The organism is Gimesia chilikensis (assembly GCF_008329715.1).
Classification (GTDB): Bacteria; Planctomycetota; Planctomycetia; order Planctomycetales; family Planctomycetaceae; genus Gimesia; species Gimesia chilikensis.
In genome coordinates this window covers 321,337-338,078 of the sequence record NZ_VTSR01000011.1, presented here as the reverse complement: position 1 = coordinate 338,078, position 16,742 = coordinate 321,337, and the positions used below count along the sequence as shown (strand labels likewise).

Genomic DNA, 16,742 nt, shown 5'->3' with positions numbered 1-16,742 from the left:
ACAGAAATCAGGAAAACAGCATAAAAAACCGCTCTGGTGGGAACGAACTTAAGAGCGGAGTTACTAGCTGCCGGTAATCAGTGAGATCATCAATCCACATACCGATGACAAACGCTATTCCGCTCAACTCAAATCAGACGCAGGGCCTTAGCCCAGTCTGAAACAAACAATCCAGAACCAGCCTGCCAACCGGATTTCGTAAGAAACCGGGTTTCACAGTTGGCTTGCCCAACTGTGCCGTATTCTAAAAAAATCCCCTACAACCGGGTAAGCCCGAATAAAATTCGGGCCGAGCGCAGCGAGCAGGAAACCATCAGAGCAACAGATCAATCCAGAAACAGGAAACCAACCATGAAAAACAGGGTGCGGCCCACGTGTCCGCCCGCCGGGCGACATACCATTCGTTTCCGCTTTCGATGCCACCAGAAAAAAATCCCGGGTGACCCCGAATACAATTCGGGGCGAGCACAGCGAGCAGGAGGTCGCAGCTTCCGCGTCCAATCCAGGGGAAACCAGTCCTATTCTAAAAATGCGCACCAGTTCGCCAATCTGAACATCGCCCATCACTCGCTCGTCCAATAGCGAAATAGAACGCCATTCCGGATAAAAGGGTAAGCCCGAATAAAATTCGGGCCGAGCGCAGCGAGCAGCAAACCGTCAGAGCAACAGAGCAATCCAGAACCAGCCTGCCAACCCCTGAATAGTAGGGTGCGGACCCAAGTGTCCGCCCGCCGGGCGACATTGAATCCAGTAACACTACCAACGGAACCACATTCCAAACCCATCATTTTAAGGAATGCCCCTCACACCCCTAGCTGAAAAATGTTAAGCTGAACCAATAATCAGCATCGGGTACAGTATCCGGGGCCAGCAATTGCGATCACATTCAACGTGGAAAGTACAACATGCGTTTGACATTATTTCTGTCAGCAGAATTTTGTGATGAATCAGAATCACACATCACACTTCAGCCAGAGATGAACCAACTGGAAGTGACCCGGGAACGACTGGCCGATTATCTGGAGAGTGAGATTGCCGACCAGGGAGTCACCGGAGGAGTGATCCGAGTCTGGGTTGAGGAGGATAGAGGCGGTCTGGCAGTCACATATACGGTTCCTGAAGAAACCAGCGAGGAACTGGTCGAAGACATAAAAGATTTTACCCTGGCTCAGTTTGAAGATGGTGCGGGCGAGGGCGGTTTTGAAATTGAGTTCGCGGGACAACAGATCTTGGTCACAGCCGATCTGGACACCATCGTTCAATATGAATTGCTTGATGACAGAAAAAAAGTCCGCCGTCCGTCACGAATCGCAATCGCAGCCCGTGAGGGAGAACTGGCCACTCTCAGCGAGTTGCTCAAATCGGGAGCCGACGAGATCAATTCGTTGCACCAGGGGTTTTCGGCACTGCATCTGGCAATTATCTACGGTCAGTTCGAAGCCATCAGGCTTTTAATCTCTTACGGCGCAGATCTGAATCAGCCTGACCCGACTGATGACAGACCTTTAGAGTTGTGCGCGTTATCAAATGAATTAGATGACGACCAGAGTTATGAAATCGCGAAACTGCTTCTCCAGAAAGGGGCGGATCCGCGTCATGTCTGTAGTAATGGAGAAACGGCCGAAACATACGCCATCTGCAGGCACAAAACTAAAACCGCGGAACTGCTGGCTCAGCAGAATGAAAACCGTATCTAATGTCTCACGACAACAGCAGGCAAAACCAAATCAGCCGCAGGGCCTTAGCCCCGGTCGAAACAATCAATCCAGAACCAGCCTGCCAACCCCGGAATAGGAGGTGCGGACCCATGTGTCCGCCCGCCAGATCCATTCATTCCCAATTATGTCTTCCATCACGAGCACGTTTCCGCTAAAATCACCCGTACAAGCAGGCCTGCGTGTCTGCCAGGTGCCATATGATCCCATCCTGCTCTCATTGGCACCTGACTGAAAATCCCGCTGACGTCGGTTGCCACAACCGTTAGGCCCAAATGCATTTCGGGCCGGGCGCAGCGAGCAGGAATCATCCCAGATCGAACTATTGTGTGCGGACTCCCATGTCCCCGCCTGGTGATACTGATTCTGAATCAGCCCCCCAATGTTCTCTGTCAGGGCTGCTGCTGATCCCGTCAACCCGACGGTCGATGTTAAGCAAAAGCAACGCACGCCCGTAGCTGAAAATCGCGAAGTGGAACGGATCTGAACCTCACAAAGAGAACCGAAGAATCCGGTTCCCGCTCCCTTCAACTCGACAAAACAGAAATTCATCAATCTCAACATTTGAAATCCATGATTAGAAAAGGAAATGGTATGGAAGATTTAGTATCGTTCGTCGAAAGTAAGGGCGGACGCATTTCGCAAAACGAACAGGGCGAATTTGCCTGGGTAAATCTGACGAACCAAAAGGTAGATGACCAGGATCTGGACATCTTTGTGCAATCAGACGCCAGTCAAATAACGCATTTATTTCTCAGCGGCACTCAAGTGACTGATGAAGGGCTTGCGAAATTAGCGTCCCTGCAGCGTCTGGAAGATCTTGACCTGGGACGTACAAAAATAACCGGAACTGGATTCGCCCAAGTAACGTTCACATCACTCAAGAAACTCTCGTTTCGTGAATGCAATAAGTTGACCGTAGATGGTTTCAAACAAATCGTCAAATGCCAAAATCTTGAAAAACTGAATTTGATTAAAAGCAACATCGAAGATCCGTTTCTGCAGGAAGTAGCCAAGCTCCCCAGGCTTAAAACATTGTGGGGCGATCACACGAAAGTAACGAATGCAGGCCTGCCCTACTTAAACAGCATGACTCAGTTGAAATCGCTCGAAATAAGAGGCACCGCAATCACACGCGAGGGCATGCTGCAACTCTGGAAACATCTCCCCGATCTCAACAAGGGATTGACGATGTGATGATTGATTGGATGCTTCCAAAACGTGATTAGCAACCACCCCGGGTAGACCCGATTCTAAATCGCGTCGAGCACAGCAAGTAGGAAACATCTCAGATCAAACTGAAGATTCAGATCCTGCTCCCTTCATAGATTCGTCAACATGATCAATCAGTGAACTCAATAATAAGAAAGGAATGGTATGGATGAATTAGCTGCGTTCGTTGAGAAGAAAGAGGGGTTCTCCCTGCAAAATGAACTTGGCCATACATATCTGATAGAACTATCTTGCAAGGATGTGAATGACCAGGACTTGGATGTTTTTATACAATCAAACGCTAATCAAGTTACTTATTTATCTCTCAACAGCACGCAAGTAACTGATGAAGGGCTTGCAAAATTAGCGTCCCTGCAGCGTCTGGAAGATCTTGACCTGGGACGTACAAAAATAACCGGAACTGGAATCGCCCAAGTAACGTTCACATCACTCAAGAAACTCTCGTTTCGTGAATGCAATAAGCTGACCGTAGATGGTTTCAAACAAATCGTCAAATGCCAAAATCTTGAAAAACTGGATTTGGTTAAAAGCAACATCGACGATCAATTTCTGCAGGAAATAGCGAAACTTCCTCAGTTACAATATCTGTGGGCTGATTACACCAGACTGACGAATGCGGGACTGCCCTACTTAAATGGCATGACTCGGTTAATTTCGTTCAGAACAAGGAAGACTGGAGTCACACGCGAGGGCATGCTGCAGCTCTGGAAACATCTTCCCGATCTCAACAAGGGATTGACGATGTGATGAGTAATCGGATGCTTCCAAAACGTGATTAGCAATCCCCCCGTATCCTCCTGAGCGGCAAGGCACTAGCCGCCGGTAATCAGTGACATCATCAAAGTGCATCACGGTGACAAACTCTATTCCGCTCAAACCAAATCAGCCGCAGGGCCTTAGCCCCGGTTGAAACAGTCAATCCAGAACCAGCCTGCCAACCCCGGAATAGTAGGGTGCGGACCCACGTGTCCGCCCGCCGGGCGACGTTGAATACAGCACCAGGGAAGAGGGAACCATATACCACAACCAAACACACCATTTTAGAGTCATCTCAGTTCGCTCTTTACTGAGACCTAACAGCTGTGAGCACCGACTCGTATAATATCAATTGCGAATGGACACAGTTCCTGATAGATATAGTGAGTATCTGGTTATGTCTACCAATCGTTATGTGGCATGTCTCTCAATGAAGTTGACTTCAACACAAATTGGAATGTGTGCGCTCCTCGGAAGAATGCTGCCGATGGGGATGCCGCGTGAATGGACTGTGTCGCAGCGCATTGAGTACGGTCGCGAATACCTCACAAGGATCACCCGGCAAAACTATGGATACGATGCCCTGGCGTGGCATAAGTATTTGTGGGAAACAAATGCAGGCGATTATCGCTGGGCGCGGCGCAGTGAAGCTAAATGGGCTCGCCAGGTCGAAGTAGCAATAGCCAGGGAGGAATGGCAGCAGGCAGTCAGAGAGTTGAAAGGTTCCGCATGACAAGGCATTGTACCCGACCGCCAGCAAGTCTTTGGGAACGGTAGAATCAACCGGCGGTGGGTGAATTTAGTTGTGATCCGATTTGAACAGGGAGAAACACTTGAGCAAGCGAGATAAGTTTTGGGCTGATGTTCCGACTAACCCTGACGGCGATGTCGCGTGGCCGAAGGATCAGGACGAGTGTCGCGAACTCGCTTCTGATATCGTTGGTGCGAGGGTCATTGGTGCAATCGAGTGGATTCTGGAAGACAAACTTCGCGTGGCTGCTGGTGAAGCAGACGATGCAGAGGAGGACGCTGCCCGTGGTGAAGTGTTCGCATCAATGAATGACGAACAAAGAGCGGCTGTGGAAGGACTATTGCGCAGCCTCTGTTTCAACTCGCTCTACTGGATGCTGGTCAAACTCAGAAGCTGCCCGAATCTTGAGGTTGATATCTCGGTCGAACCCTATTCGGACGGAGAGCCACTCACAAAACTGGGGCTGAACGAAACCGAGTTGCATGCCCTCTACTTTGACTGGGTTGAGAAGTTCAGTGATCACCGGGATGACGTCTGATGAATGGCTAACACGTCAGGACCCGCAGCAAGACGCACTCAAACGATCACGCGCGACAGACTTCTGTGATTCGCCTCTGTAAAAACTCAACGAAGCTGGCAGCATACGGAATTTCTTCCCCTCCTGAAATCTCATGAAGCAGGATCGCGTACTCCCCGTTTTTGTCGAGGTTCTCTGTATCGAATACGAAGTTCTCCGCGTTCCCCATGCAGAATACAATCCGCTCACGATCATACAGGCCGTCCTGTTCATTCATATGCGCAAGCTCGATCAGATCGGGTCTGCCCATTCCATTTTCATCGAGTCCGTACACGATGTCAGCTTGAATCTGGCCACCGCCGTAATTCAGCAGCCACCATTTGTAGGATTTCGGCAATGCAAACCCAAGTACAGTCTCGGCATTCTCAATGGCAGCTTGCGAAACCCCATTTCCCAAGGGAGGGAAAGCGACACCAGCACGCTCGATGAGTCGGATCACTTCTTGATACATTAGTGTTCATCCAGAAACGAATTATTAGAAAGTGTCAAACCTGCGAGGTCTGAGTTACCAGTATGACACCTCATAGAGCAAGGCCAGAAGAAACAAGATAAAAGAAATGATACGTGCTTTGAAAAGAGTATCATGCACTGTGACCAGGTCTCTTAATTTCTCATTCGAATCACAACGGGCGAAATCAGAAATCATCGACCATGTTTTCAATTCACGCACATTAAGAAGTTCATCCGGCTTACTGATGATCAAGTCTGCATTTCGCGCATGCCGACAGGCGATGGAAAGACAAACCTGGTCAATGACAGTAAAAAGAAAACAGAGTGCAAAGGCAGTCAATGTAAGAAGCATTGTCTGACTCCTGATATCTCTACTTCGCAAAATTCTACATCTGGCTCAATAAGCATCGCTACCCGTCACTATAAATCGAGCGTCAACGTTCAGGCCAGGCACATGGTGCCCGAACTCTCTCTCTCTAATCTGCTGTGTCGCTTCTGTTTTCATCAGGCGTCGATAAACTCGCTGTTATTTTATCAGCCAGCCATTCCATCCGATAAGAAAACAGCATTAAGATCAATCCGGAAAACAGGCTGTTGCAGAATATGAAAATCGCGACAGCTATAAAAATATCCCACAGATCTGGACCGTCGTGAAACAGGATCTCTTTCAAGCCAATTACACTTAAAATCAACAGCGCACCCAGGATCCAGGACACAGCTGCCACCCCCCAAATGTTACCTTTGAGCCGTAACTTTGAATTTCGGTAAGCCATAAATAGCCACATGGTACCGGAGATCACAGAAATGACTATCGTGAATACCTTTTGCATCGCAATCGCCCGTATGAGTTCAGCGTAAATATCTGGAATTCAGTCTCTGATTGTTACAGTGTTTAAACCAACGCATTCAACAGCCTTCTGGATCAGAAAAAAGTGGTAGTAACCAGTAAAGACACCTAACTCAAGGCTCTTTCCCATTCAGACCTCCTCAATCTGGCACCACAGCCCCTTTCCAGTTCTTTTTCAGCTGAGCCGACAGTTGTTTCACCACCTGCTTCTGGTCCGGCTGGCCGGCGATGTTTTCGTTCTCGGCACCGTCCTGCCGATGGTCGTACAATTCGCGATCGACGACTTTACCTGACTTGCGGTCCTGCCATTCGGTGTAGCGGTAGCGATCCGTTTTCATCGAATACCCCATCACGCGTCCCCGTGGATACTGGCTGAAAGCGGCCGGCTTCCAGGGACGCTGCGGGTTGCTTAACAACGGTTTGAAGCTGGTCCCTTCCAGGTGTGCGGGCAGGGGGAGCCCTGCTAAATCGCAGAGCGTCGGGTAGATATCCACAAACTCCACCAGGGCCTCGCTGGTTTTTCCCTGCGCCTGCATGCCCGGTGCCCGAATGATGAGCGGCACGCGGGTGTCGTTTTCAAAGTTCGTATGTTTGCACCAGCCGTTGTGCTCGCCCAGCTTCCAGCCATGATCGCCCCACAGAATCACAATCGTGTTCTCATCCAGTTCCAACCGCTGCAGTTCGTCCAGCACTTTACCAATGTTCGCATCAGTGAAACTGACGCAGGCATAGTAACCGTGCCGCAACTGGAGTTGCTGCTCATCAGTCAGATCCCCTTTGGCCGGCATGTCCGAATAGTTCCGCAGTTCTCCCCAGTTGGTCAACGCGATTTTCGGTGCGTTCTTAGGGGGGAACCGGTTCTCCGCCAGTTTAATCTGCTCGCGGTCGTAAAGATCCCAGTACTTCTGCGGCGCCACAAAGGGGAGGTGCGGCTTCAGAAATCCGACCGCCAGGAAGAAGGGCTGCTGATTCTGTTTCAACTCTCGGAGTGATTTAATCGCCTGTTCGGCAATCGCCCCGTCGCGGTACTGTGCGTCCGGCACATCCGCCATCTCCGTAGCGGGCCCCCGCGTCAGCTTAGAACGTTGCCGCCAGTTCATTTTTTTTACGTCGAGTCCTTTGGTTCGTTCCCGAATTCCCGCCAGCGTCTCAGGCAGCTGATATCCTCTCCCGTTGACCGTGGGGTAGGCATCCCATGACGCCTTATCGTTCAGACTCCCATGATAGATTTTGCCCATCCCGATCGATTTGTAACCATGCTTCATGAACTGCTGTGTCAGCGTCACCACATCGGGCACCGTCTTACGGAAGTGCGTATCCAGATCGTAGACCTTGGTGGAATCGGGACGCAGCCCGGTCATCAGGCTCGTCCGCGAAGGCGAACAGACCGCCTGCTGGCAATAAGCCCGATTAAACAGCAGACCGCTGGCCGCGAGCTGATCAATGTGCGGACTCTGAATATGTGACGCACCATAACAGCCCAGCTCAGGCCGCAGGTCATCCACGGCAATGAACAGCACATTCGGTCGTGACTCAGCCCGCAGCTCGTTGGAATTTCCACCGACGAGCACTAGACTCAGACAGAACAGCATCAGTAACACAAAACGGGACAGGACTGGCATCGGAGCACTCCAGTGTTGAGGAATCATGGATCAGTTTAACCCCGTCGGTCAGAGATCCGTACAGCGGCCATCTTGGGAGACGCAACTTCACGAAAATCACCGATCAGGGCACGCCTATCATAGCCCTCCAGGCACCCCTGAGCTACTTTTGGGATAAAATATGGTGAATTTTCAATTTTGCGCGTAAAAAATCGCGTGCTCGCGACCTTTCTTATCAGGAAACAAACAGCCAATGAAAGCGAAACATGCCTGCTGAGACAGATTCACAATCTGCCGTCACACAGCTGCTCGTGCAGTATCAGGGGGCATTGTACGCCTACCTCTATGCATGTGTACGCAACCCCACCGACGCGGATGACCTGTTTCAGGAAGTTTCGATGGCGGTGGTCGAGTCGTTTTCGCAATTGCAGACCGAGGACGGCTTTTTTCCCTGGGCGCGCGAGATCGCTTCTCGCCGTGTTCTCGCCTTTTACCGTAAGTCGAAAAAAGAGCAGCCGGTCAGTCCGCAGGTCATCTCAGCACTCTCCGACGCCGCGCATCATGTGGAACAGCGTCAGCCGCTCTCGGAGCGACAGGAGAGCTTGCAGGAATGCCTGGAGCGTCTGCCCCGGAGGAGTCGTGAGTTGATTGCCCGTTATTACAACGCCTCAGGTGAAAGCGGTACCCGGGTCGCCCGGCAGTTCGGTCAGAATGTGAACGCGGTTTACGCGAAAATTCATCGTATTCGGACGATCTTGCGAGATTGCATCGCACAGCGTCTGCAGCAGGAGTCAGGAGAGTGAACGAATTGAATGACGATCAACTGTTGCAGGCTTACCTGGATCGCAGACTGTCTCCCCAGGAGACAGCACGACTGGAAGAACGACTCTGTCGGGAACCCGAACTCGCAGAACAGCTCATCGAGTTTGCCAGCGATGATCTCGTCCTCCGCGAATGGGCCGCCGACCAGGACCACGTATTCGGTCTTCTCACTGAAACAGAATTCATCCCTGAGACAGACAACCTGCAGCCCCGCCCGACGGTACGCCGCCTCTGGTATCCGGTCGTCGCGGTCGCGTCATTGCTGATCCTGCTGACGGGCGGCTATCTCCTGAAGGGAACTTTCCAGCTGAAAGAAGCGGAAGCCGTCGTGTTGAGTTCGGGAGAACGCGTACAGAATCATATCCGACAGGTTCTCGCTGAAGGATCGGCAGAACTGCACTTTCCGACCGGTGCCACCGTTCTGATTTCCGCGCCCGCCGCTTATGAAGTCACCGGGAAGAATTCGATCCATCTCCAGGAAGGAAAGTTCATCGCCAATGTCCCCAGCACGGGCATCGGGTTCCAGGTCGATACGCCCCACGGCCGGGTCATCGATCTGGGAACGCTCTTTTCCGTACAGACTGCAGAAACCGAAGATACCCGGGTTGAAGTCTTTCGCGGCAAAGTGATCGCGTCCCTCGTCGATCCGGCCGGCGTTGTCAGCAGTAGTCGACAGCTCGACGAACATCAGTCGGCGAAAATCGACTCGCGTCAGAAAAGAATCGAAGACACCCCTGACTTCCGCACGCGGGGCGCGCAATACGGCATTAAAGGTTATTCCAACTCGGTGATCTTCCAGGAAGAACTGCCCGAGGCGCTCGCGACCGGCAAGTATCAGGTCTTCGAACACGACGATCTGGCCTTCATCTTCCCCGAACGCAGTCAGGTGGAACTGCCCCGGGATTTAAGCGTGCTGGTCTCGCCAACTCCGGAGGAACAGCTCACAGAGAACAAACTGCACTATCCGATTCTGCTCCCCGCGGGGACGAAGGTCGACTGTTTTCGCGTCTATTATGATCCCGCCCTCAAGGAAGGAACCTTTCTCCCGGTGCAGGGGGAGATCGAGTTCGCACGTCCCGTGCTGGGCGTCATCCTCGAAAAGAAAAAGCTGAACCGGACCGATGTCTTCTTCCATCCGCCGGTCAAACAGTCCGCGGGTGACATTTATCACCAGGGAACCGAAGTGGATATGGGCATTGTCGATCCCAAGGCCCGCTACGATCAGGTCATGCTCTCCGCCGATCGCAAAACACTTTCGTTCGTCCTGCTCTCAGGCGAAAAATACGTCGACGAGTTCCGCGTGATCGTCGAGTCCGCCGACTGACCGTTGGCTGCATTGAGCACTGCCTGCATTACGAGTTCTATAGTCAAGCGTTCCTGATTCATAAGAGGTTTTTGTATTACTGTTATTTAATAAACTTAAAGAGGAAAACATGGGCTACCTGAAAAGACGAAGAGACGGTTTTACGTTGATTGAACTGCTGGTGGTGATCGCCATCATTGCCATTCTGATCGCGCTTTTACTGCCAGCGGTACAACAGGCGCGGGAAGCGGCGCGCCGCAGTACCTGCAAGAATAATCTGAAGCAGCTCGGCATCGCTCTCCACAATTACCACGATACGCATCGGGTCTTTCCTTTCGCGACCGTCTGTGGCGTCAACGTTTCTGCTTACACCGGACAGAACTATGCCCGACAGTCCTGGTTTCATCTCATTTTACCCTACGTCGATCAGGCACCGCTGTACGACAAACTCCGGGACGGCTTCCAGTCTGGTACCGTCAGCGACTTCGCCTCGCATCCACAACGTTCGGTGAAGGTTCCCGTTTTCATGTGTCCCTCAGATCCCAACAGCGGAAAGATCGGCAGTCAGAAAAGCACCTTCTACTCCAACTACCTCCTTTGCTCGGGATCCACGACGCAGGGCGCGACAGGAACATTTCCCAAGCTGAATGGCATGTTCTTCAACATTTCGAAAATCCGCATTAGCGATATCACCGATGGTTCCTCCAATACGATCGCCGCCGGAGAGATCAATCTCGTCGATGACACTCCCAACGCCGGTCCGGTTGCCGACTGTCTGACCGTGGGGGATTTACGCGGCCGCGTCTGGGGAACCAAATATGTAGGCGGCGGAACATTTACGACTCTGCAGGGGCCCAATACCTCGGTACCCGATACCGTGACCTACGGTTACTCGCGGGATTACGCTCCCATCAGTACCTCCTGTTCCGGCGGAGACAATGCCGTTTATGCCCGCAGTCGTCATACCGGCGGCGCACATTTCCTGCTCGGAGACGGCGCGGTCCGTTTCATTTCCGACAATGTCGATACCAGCACTTTTCGCAGCCTGGGCACCCGCGCCGGCGGTGAAGTGCTCGGAGAGTTCTAACCGATTCCAGTGCGTTCACAGAGAATCAGATTGAATTGACATTATTGATTGTTCTGCAGGGAAAGAAACAGAATGACCGTCAGAAAGAAAAATGTATTTTATGTTGCGTGTCTGTTGTTATTGAGCGGAATCTGCCAGGCGTGCGGTTCCAGTGACGGCCCGGTGATGGCCCCGGTCAAAGGGGATGTCACCATTGATGGGACGCCACTCCCTCAGGGAGATATCATCTTCGAGCCGGCTGACGGCAAGGGGAGCGCCTCTGCGGGAGTCATTCAGCAGGGCCATTTCGAGTTTTCCAGCTCGGTCGGCCGGAAAAAGGTACTGATCTTTGCCTCACGCAAGACCGGAAAGAAAGGTGATTTTGGAGAGGATGTCATGGAATCGTATATTCCGAAGAAATACAATACAGACAGTGAACTCATCGGCGAGGTCTCTCCCGATGCGGACAATAAGTTTGTCTTTCATCTCGAACAGACTCCCTGAAATCACGCGACCTGAATTGGCCACTACGATTTGATTGAAAACCGGCAATCCAACCGCCGCTGATGAAAGGAAAAGGATTATTCATGAGTTCGTCAACTGACGTGACACGACGAGAGATGCTCAAAACATCGTTGTTGAGCGGAGCGGGCCTCTGGCTCGGGGCACACACGGCCCAGGCAGAAAGCACCTCACCCAACGAGAAACTCAACATCGCCTGTATCGGCCTGGGTAACCAGGGGAACGCGAACCTGGGGCTGGTCTCCAGTCAGAACATTGTCGGCCTGTGCGACGTCGATTCCGCCCGCACCGACAAATATCAGGCAAAGTTCCCGAAAGCAAAATCCTTTGCCGATTTTCGCGTCATGCTCGATAAGCTGGAAAACGAGATCGACGCCGTCGTGGTAACGACTCCCAACCACACCCACGCTACCATCGCTGTCAACGCCATGCGACGCGGCAAACACGTCTACTGCGAAAAGCCGCTGGCCCACTCCATTCATGAAGTTCGCGAAATGCAGCGCGTGGCCCGTGAGGAAAACGTCGTCACCCAGATGGGCACGCAGAACCACGCCGGGGAAAATTATCGGCGGACCGTCGAACTCATTCAATCAGGAGCCATCGGCGATGTGCAGCAGGTCCACGTCTGGTTTGGACGACCGGGAGGCTGGCGGCGTTACAAGCATGTCGTCGATCGTCCTGCCGAACCGCAGCCGATTCCCAAAACCCTGAACTGGGATCTCTGGGTCGGTCCGGCGCCGATGCAGAACTTTCATCCCTGTTACCATCCCCATGACTGGCACTACTGGTGGGACTTCGGTAACGGCACGCTGGGGAACATGGGCTGCCACTACATGGACCTGATTTTCTGGTCGCTGGACCTGCAGTATCCCAACGTGGTCGAAACCAAGGGCCCCGAACTGCACCCCGACTCCACTCCGTTCTGGCTCGACTGTCACTGGCAGTTTCCGGCCCGGGGCTCGAAGCCTCCCGTCGAGGTGATCTGGTACCACGGACGTAACACCCCGGAACCTGTTCTCGAACTGGGCGGCCCGGAATGGGCAGCGGGAATTCTGTTTGTTGGCACCGATGGCATGCTGGCCGCGGATTACGGTAAGCGCGTATTGCTGCCCGAAGAAAAATTCGCCGGCTTCAAAGCACCGCCGAAAACGATTCCACCGGCAATCGGCAATCATCGCCAGGAATGGTACGAAGCCTGCAAAGGCAATGGCAAAACCAACTGCCACTTCGATTACGCAGCCCCGTTGACGGAAACAATCCTGCTGGGCAACCTCGCCTTCCGCGTCGGCAAGAAAGTGGAATGGGATGCAGATAAAGGTGCTGCCACGAATACCGACCAGGCCGCACAATACGTACAACGCGAATACCGCAAAGGATGGACTCTCTAAGATGAAGTTACATAGATTGAAACCATGCATGAAATCACAACTACGAACCGTCACACTCCTGATGCTGGCATTGTTAGCAGGGACCGAAGCATCCCTGTATGCAGGTCCCGTCGTCACCCTGGAAGTCAGCGCCGGCAAACACGATCGGCAGCAGACCGTCATCAGTCTCCCCGTACCTGAACCACTTCAGAATCAGAAACAGCTGACGCTGGTTCGTCTCGATGACGGCAAGGAAGTTCCGGTGCAGATTGATGCCTCGGGTTCCGAACGGACACTGGTCTGGATTCTCAGCAAACCGCTGCCTGCAGGCACCTCGCGTCAATATCGTCTCCATGCGATGCAATTCACGAAGCCGGCCGAGCAGGTGACTGTCGTCGATGACGGCAGCCATCTGAATGTCAAAGTCGCCGACAAGCCTGTGCTGACGTACAATCACGCCATCGTCAAGGCACCGAAACGGGATGAGTCTTACTACGACAAGAGCGGCTACATTCATCCGCTGTATACACCTTCCGGAAAAGTGATTACCGACGACTTCAACCCTGACCATGCCCACCAGCACGGCATCATGTTCTCCTGGCGAAAGATCCTCTTCGAAGGGCGGGAGAACAACGGCTGGGATCAGAAGTCCAAACTGGGCAAAGTCGCACACAGCCAGGTCAATTCATTTACCGGCGGCCCCGTGTTCGGCGAAATTGATACTTCCATCGAACACATCGACCTGACGAAAAAGACGGGCCCCGTGACGATGCTCAACGAAAACTGGAAGGTCCGCGTCTATGCGCTGGAAAAACAGTTCCTGTTCGATATCGTTTCTGTGCAGACGTGTGCGACCGAAAAGCCGGTCACCATTGATAAGATCCATTACGGTGGTATGACCATTCGCGGACACGCCGACTGGCATACGAACCATGGCTACGATTATCTGACCAGCGAAGGCAAGAACAAGACCAACGGCAACCAGTCTCGGCCACACTGGGTCGAGATGTATGGCCCCCTGGGCGACGAAACCGCCGGGGTGGCGATCTTCAGTGCACCGACCAATTTCCGGTCGCCGCAACCAGTGCGACTGCATCCCACGATGCCATATTTCTGTTTCGCGGTCGCTTCGCTCGATCCCTTTGATATCCAGCCGGGCCAACCCTATGTCTCACGCTATCGGTTCTATGTGCATGACGGTAAGCCCAGCCAGGAAGTGGATCAACGCTTATGGACTGATCTGGCCGAACCGCCTGAGGTCAAAGTGATCAGCAGTCCTTAAATTCGGTGACACAATCACGCGCATAAAAAAACTGGCCCGAACAGGGATTCGGGCCAGTGAAGTGAATGAAGTCAGATTGTGACTACTTGATCGACTTGATCATGTTCTCAATGTCTTCTGCGTTATACTTGTCAGACGCGATCTGCAGGAACAGGAATGTGGCTCCGGTTTTGCCCGGGAAGACACCCATTACCTGGTGAAACCTTTTGTCGTTCTTATCCGTACCTTCGGCGAACGTAAACTCGACTTTTTCACCGTTGATTTCGAATTCTTTCTGTTCCGTTTTATCAATCTTCAGTTCCCGTTGGTTCTGATTCTGCTGTTTCAGGTTCTGACGGAACTCTTTGTTCATGTCGACCATGCCATCGTTCGGGAGACCGAAACTCATCAGCACCAGGCCGCCATCTTTCTCTTTTTCCTCGTAGATCGCCATCAGGATCTTTTTGCCGATCACATCCGCAGACATGCCCATCTGGGGAACGAAATATTCGGGAATGTTGATCGTGGCGATCTCATTCTGGATTTCGGTGATTTCCTGTTTGTTCTCGGTGACTTTGGCCTTCACGTTACGTACGGCATAGAAGATACCGCCGCAACAGAGCAGCATGCCGATGCCCCCGAGCGCCAGCAGGATGAGCAGGATCTTGACGCCGGAGCTCATTCCCTGTTTGGGGGGAGCCGAATATTCTTCCGGTTTGAATTGATCATCGTCTGCGTAAAAATTGTCGTCGGACATCGTCGCTTATCCTTTATTCCGGCTGGCGGAGCGAAAACTGTGTCGAAAACAGGCGATATCGAGGGAATAACACAAGGGGGTGACCGCCTGATGACCGTCAGTCTATAACGAATCGGGCAGGGAAACGAGCGAAATTCAAATCCGGATCACAAAAATCGGGAGAATTATTCCCAGTCCTCGGCTTCCTGTGCCGCCAGACGACGCTCTTCGTCACGCCACTGTTTCTGCAGCTTACGACGTTCGCGCTTGCTCAACCCTTTCAGCTGTTCCGGATCATGATTCAGGTCGACGCGTGTTTTCTTTTTGACCGTCTTCGACCGCTTGCTTGACGAGGGCTGCTGGTCAGACGGTTGCTCGACTTGAGATTCCGGTTCGGGCGTTTCATCGACCGTTTCCGGCTCTGGTTCAGGATCAGGCTGTTTCACGGCCTTCTTCTGTGCTGCTTTCTGGGCCGCTTTTTCGGCTGCTGCCTGTTTCGCAGCTTCTTTTTCAGCCACTTTCTGAGCGGCCTTTTCTTCCGCAGCTGCTTTGGCTGCCTGTTTCTTCTCAGCCGCAGCGGCCGCTTGTTCCTCTTTCAGTTTCGCTTTTTCTGTGCGTTCCTGTTCCAGACGTACTTTCTCGGCCTGTTTCTGTTCTGCCCGTTCTTTCTGTTGTTGTTCTTTTTCCTGCAGACGTGCTTTCCGCTGCAGAGCCCGGGCAACCCGCTTTGCTTTGCCGCGAATACGACGTCGATACAGATATCCCTTGGCCGCATGCTTGAAGCGGGAAGGAGCCTTCTCGGGCAGATCCACCGAATGATACAACAGATGATGTGTATGCAGCAGCAGGCTGGTAAACAGACACCAGTGAGCGAAGTAAAACAGCCCCGCGTCAATCATGTGATGCCAGGCCTCGCCAGGAATCATGTTATCAGTAAACTGGAAGGTCAGGCTCAAAACATAGGTGGCGCCGGCTACGATCAACAGGTTCAGCCCCGCCCGGTCGCCGCGCATTTCCAGGTAGGCCATTAACGCCACCGTACACCCGAACGCCAGGGCCGGTACCAGCCAGGCCAGCAGCCCCGTATGCGGTCCCCAGTCAAACAACCGCAGCTCAATCACCGTCTGGGCCCAGACGGTATGCAACTGTGTCGTCAGGCACAGTGCGAGCAGAAACAGACCGCAGGCGATCCACTTCCAGAGCCGGTATCGTCCCGAAAAATCATGCAGACTTTGTGTCCGCAGGGCTGCGATCAGCAATGCCAGCTGTCCCGTCATGAACAAGAGGCCGCCGCCCAGTACGGGGAGCAGGGGGCTCTGTTTCAGTGACAACAAGCCGGAGAGCGATTTTCCTTCCGATGGAAGTTCTGCCCGATAAAAGTCGGCCGCGATCAGCCCGGAAAAACAGAGCAGTACCGGCAGGTAATAGAGCGCCAGCTTCCAGCGACGCGGAAAGATCAGTGTCCGTAACGGATACTGTCCCGCAGCGAAACGATGCGTGCGCGCAAGTCGAGGGGAATCTGAATCGTCATTCGCGTTATCGAGCGATTCAGAACATTCCGACGCTAGTCTGCGGCGTCGGCGTTCATCCATGGAACGAGAGCCGGCAAATCCAGTAGACATTGATGCTCTTTGTGATCCTTCAACGAGATCTTTGTCGTCTATAAGTACAGTTTTATTTAGAACGATGAGTCATTGAGAGTGACAACGGTCGGCAGAGGCAGTAATCAATCCTT

The 16,742-nt window shown here is 52.6% G+C and carries 18 protein-coding genes; 11 read left to right on the top strand and 7 right to left on the bottom strand.

Going from position 1 to position 16,742, the window contains the following annotated elements:
* The first annotated feature begins 905 nt into the window (after nucleotides 1-905).
* Nucleotides 906-1,697 carry an ankyrin repeat domain-containing protein gene (locus FYZ48_RS16895; protein WP_149342409.1) on the top strand — a complete coding sequence of 264 codons (792 nt, stop codon included), beginning with the start codon at nucleotides 906-908 and terminating at the stop codon, nucleotides 1,695-1,697.
* A gap of 63 nt (nucleotides 1,698-1,760) precedes the next feature.
* On the opposite strand, the gene FYZ48_RS16890 is transcribed toward FYZ48_RS16895, so the two are convergent.
* Nucleotides 1,761-2,279 carry a hypothetical protein gene (locus FYZ48_RS16890; RefSeq protein ID WP_149342406.1) on the bottom strand — a complete coding sequence of 173 codons (519 nt, stop codon included), beginning with the start codon at nucleotides 2,277-2,279 and terminating at the stop codon, nucleotides 1,761-1,763.
* Nucleotides 2,280-2,309: 30 nt separating this feature from the next.
* On the opposite strand from FYZ48_RS16890, the gene FYZ48_RS16885 reads away from it, so the two are divergent.
* From FYZ48_RS16885 to FYZ48_RS16870, 4 genes are all read left to right on the top strand, one after another.
* Complete coding sequence (locus FYZ48_RS16885) at nucleotides 2,310-2,912, top strand: leucine-rich repeat domain-containing protein (protein ID WP_187782072.1); 603 nt, start codon at nucleotides 2,310-2,312, stop codon at nucleotides 2,910-2,912.
* Nucleotides 2,913-3,092: 180 nt separating this feature from the next.
* A complete protein-coding gene (locus FYZ48_RS16880; RefSeq protein ID WP_149342401.1) occupies nucleotides 3,093-3,695 on the top strand; it encodes a hypothetical protein in 603 nt (200 codons plus the stop codon).
* Nucleotides 3,696-4,101: 406 nt separating this feature from the next.
* On the top strand, nucleotides 4,102-4,437 hold the full coding sequence (locus FYZ48_RS16875) for a hypothetical protein (RefSeq protein WP_149342399.1): 336 nt from the start codon (nucleotides 4,102-4,104) through the stop codon (nucleotides 4,435-4,437).
* A 100-nt stretch (nucleotides 4,438-4,537) separates the two neighbouring features.
* Complete coding sequence (locus tag FYZ48_RS16870; protein WP_149342397.1) at nucleotides 4,538-4,993, top strand: hypothetical protein; 456 nt, start codon at nucleotides 4,538-4,540, stop codon at nucleotides 4,991-4,993.
* A gap of 46 nt (nucleotides 4,994-5,039) precedes the next feature.
* On the opposite strand, the gene FYZ48_RS16865 is transcribed toward FYZ48_RS16870, so the two are convergent.
* From FYZ48_RS16865 to FYZ48_RS16850, 4 genes are all read right to left on the bottom strand, one after another.
* Complete coding sequence (locus FYZ48_RS16865; protein WP_149342395.1) at nucleotides 5,040-5,483, bottom strand: SMI1/KNR4 family protein; 444 nt, start codon at nucleotides 5,481-5,483, stop codon at nucleotides 5,040-5,042.
* A gap of 54 nt (nucleotides 5,484-5,537) precedes the next feature.
* A complete protein-coding gene (locus FYZ48_RS16860; protein ID WP_149342393.1) occupies nucleotides 5,538-5,834 on the bottom strand; it encodes a hypothetical protein in 297 nt (98 codons plus the stop codon).
* Between the two features lie 124 nt (nucleotides 5,835-5,958).
* Nucleotides 5,959-6,312: a hypothetical protein gene (locus FYZ48_RS16855; RefSeq protein WP_149342391.1), complete on the bottom strand. Its 354-nt coding sequence runs from the start codon at nucleotides 6,310-6,312 to the stop codon at nucleotides 5,959-5,961.
* 157 nt (nucleotides 6,313-6,469) lie between these two features.
* Nucleotides 6,470-7,951: a sulfatase gene (locus FYZ48_RS16850; protein WP_187782071.1), complete on the bottom strand. Its 1,482-nt coding sequence runs from the start codon at nucleotides 7,949-7,951 to the stop codon at nucleotides 6,470-6,472.
* Nucleotides 7,952-8,196: 245 nt separating this feature from the next.
* On the opposite strand from FYZ48_RS16850, the gene FYZ48_RS16845 reads away from it, so the two are divergent.
* From FYZ48_RS16845 to FYZ48_RS16820, 6 genes are all read left to right on the top strand, one after another.
* Nucleotides 8,197-8,733 carry a sigma-70 family RNA polymerase sigma factor gene (locus tag FYZ48_RS16845; protein WP_149342389.1) on the top strand — a complete coding sequence of 179 codons (537 nt, stop codon included), beginning with the start codon at nucleotides 8,197-8,199 and terminating at the stop codon, nucleotides 8,731-8,733.
* The gene (locus tag FYZ48_RS16840; protein ID WP_187782070.1) at nucleotides 8,730-10,076 is read left to right on the top strand and encodes a FecR domain-containing protein; all 1,347 of its coding nucleotides are present in this window, start codon (nucleotides 8,730-8,732) and stop codon (nucleotides 10,074-10,076) included. Before FYZ48_RS16845 ends, FYZ48_RS16840 begins: the two co-directional genes overlap by 4 nt.
* A 109-nt stretch (nucleotides 10,077-10,185) precedes the next feature.
* A complete protein-coding gene (locus tag FYZ48_RS16835; protein ID WP_145441001.1) occupies nucleotides 10,186-11,142 on the top strand; it encodes a DUF1559 domain-containing protein in 957 nt (318 codons plus the stop codon).
* Nucleotides 11,143-11,214: 72 nt separating this feature from the next.
* The gene (locus tag FYZ48_RS16830; protein ID WP_149342385.1) at nucleotides 11,215-11,625 is read left to right on the top strand and encodes a hypothetical protein; all 411 of its coding nucleotides are present in this window, start codon (nucleotides 11,215-11,217) and stop codon (nucleotides 11,623-11,625) included.
* An 83-nt stretch (nucleotides 11,626-11,708) separates the two neighbouring features.
* Nucleotides 11,709-13,031: a Gfo/Idh/MocA family protein gene (locus tag FYZ48_RS16825; protein WP_149342382.1), complete on the top strand. Its 1,323-nt coding sequence runs from the start codon at nucleotides 11,709-11,711 to the stop codon at nucleotides 13,029-13,031.
* 28 nt (nucleotides 13,032-13,059) lie between these two features.
* Entirely contained in the window at nucleotides 13,060-14,292 is a 1,233-nt protein-coding gene (locus FYZ48_RS16820) for a DUF6807 domain-containing protein (RefSeq protein WP_187782069.1), read from the top strand.
* A gap of 82 nt (nucleotides 14,293-14,374) precedes the next feature.
* Here FYZ48_RS16820 and FYZ48_RS16815 read toward each other — a convergent pair whose 3' ends face one another.
* Both FYZ48_RS16815 and FYZ48_RS16810 read right to left on the bottom strand, forming a co-directional pair.
* A complete protein-coding gene (locus tag FYZ48_RS16815; RefSeq protein ID WP_149342378.1) occupies nucleotides 14,375-15,028 on the bottom strand; it encodes a hypothetical protein in 654 nt (217 codons plus the stop codon).
* A 164-nt stretch (nucleotides 15,029-15,192) separates the two neighbouring features.
* Nucleotides 15,193-16,629 carry a hypothetical protein gene (locus FYZ48_RS16810; protein WP_149342376.1) on the bottom strand — a complete coding sequence of 479 codons (1,437 nt, stop codon included), beginning with the start codon at nucleotides 16,627-16,629 and terminating at the stop codon, nucleotides 15,193-15,195.
* Between the last annotated feature and the right edge of the window lie 113 nt (nucleotides 16,630-16,742).

Bases quoted from the DNA above. Each gene is read 5' to 3' on its own strand.
- FYZ48_RS16895 (WP_149342409.1), top strand. From the start codon at position 906: ATGCGTTTGACATTATTTCTGTCAGCAGAATTTTGTGATGAATCAGAA.
- FYZ48_RS16890 (WP_149342406.1), bottom strand. From the start codon at position 2,279: ATGTTGAGATTGATGAATTTCTGTTTTGTCGAGTTGAAGGGAGCGGGA.
- FYZ48_RS16885 (WP_187782072.1), top strand. From the start codon at position 2,310: ATGGAAGATTTAGTATCGTTCGTCGAAAGTAAGGGCGGACGCATTTCG.
- FYZ48_RS16880 (WP_149342401.1), top strand. From the start codon at position 3,093: ATGGATGAATTAGCTGCGTTCGTTGAGAAGAAAGAGGGGTTCTCCCTG.
- FYZ48_RS16875 (WP_149342399.1), top strand. From the start codon at position 4,102: ATGTCTACCAATCGTTATGTGGCATGTCTCTCAATGAAGTTGACTTCA.
- FYZ48_RS16865 (WP_149342395.1), bottom strand. From the start codon at position 5,483: ATGTATCAAGAAGTGATCCGACTCATCGAGCGTGCTGGTGTCGCTTTC.
- FYZ48_RS16860 (WP_149342393.1), bottom strand. From the start codon at position 5,834: ATGCTTCTTACATTGACTGCCTTTGCACTCTGTTTTCTTTTTACTGTC.
- FYZ48_RS16855 (WP_149342391.1), bottom strand. From the start codon at position 6,312: ATGCAAAAGGTATTCACGATAGTCATTTCTGTGATCTCCGGTACCATG.
- FYZ48_RS16850 (WP_187782071.1), bottom strand. From the start codon at position 7,951: ATGCCAGTCCTGTCCCGTTTTGTGTTACTGATGCTGTTCTGTCTGAGT.
- FYZ48_RS16845 (WP_149342389.1), top strand. From the start codon at position 8,197: ATGCCTGCTGAGACAGATTCACAATCTGCCGTCACACAGCTGCTCGTG.
- FYZ48_RS16835 (WP_145441001.1), top strand. From the start codon at position 10,186: ATGGGCTACCTGAAAAGACGAAGAGACGGTTTTACGTTGATTGAACTG.
- FYZ48_RS16830 (WP_149342385.1), top strand. From the start codon at position 11,215: ATGACCGTCAGAAAGAAAAATGTATTTTATGTTGCGTGTCTGTTGTTA.
- FYZ48_RS16825 (WP_149342382.1), top strand. From the start codon at position 11,709: ATGAGTTCGTCAACTGACGTGACACGACGAGAGATGCTCAAAACATCG.
- FYZ48_RS16820 (WP_187782069.1), top strand. From the start codon at position 13,060: ATGAAATCACAACTACGAACCGTCACACTCCTGATGCTGGCATTGTTA.
- FYZ48_RS16815 (WP_149342378.1), bottom strand. From the start codon at position 15,028: ATGTCCGACGACAATTTTTACGCAGACGATGATCAATTCAAACCGGAA.
- FYZ48_RS16810 (WP_149342376.1), bottom strand. From the start codon at position 16,629: ATGTCTACTGGATTTGCCGGCTCTCGTTCCATGGATGAACGCCGACGC.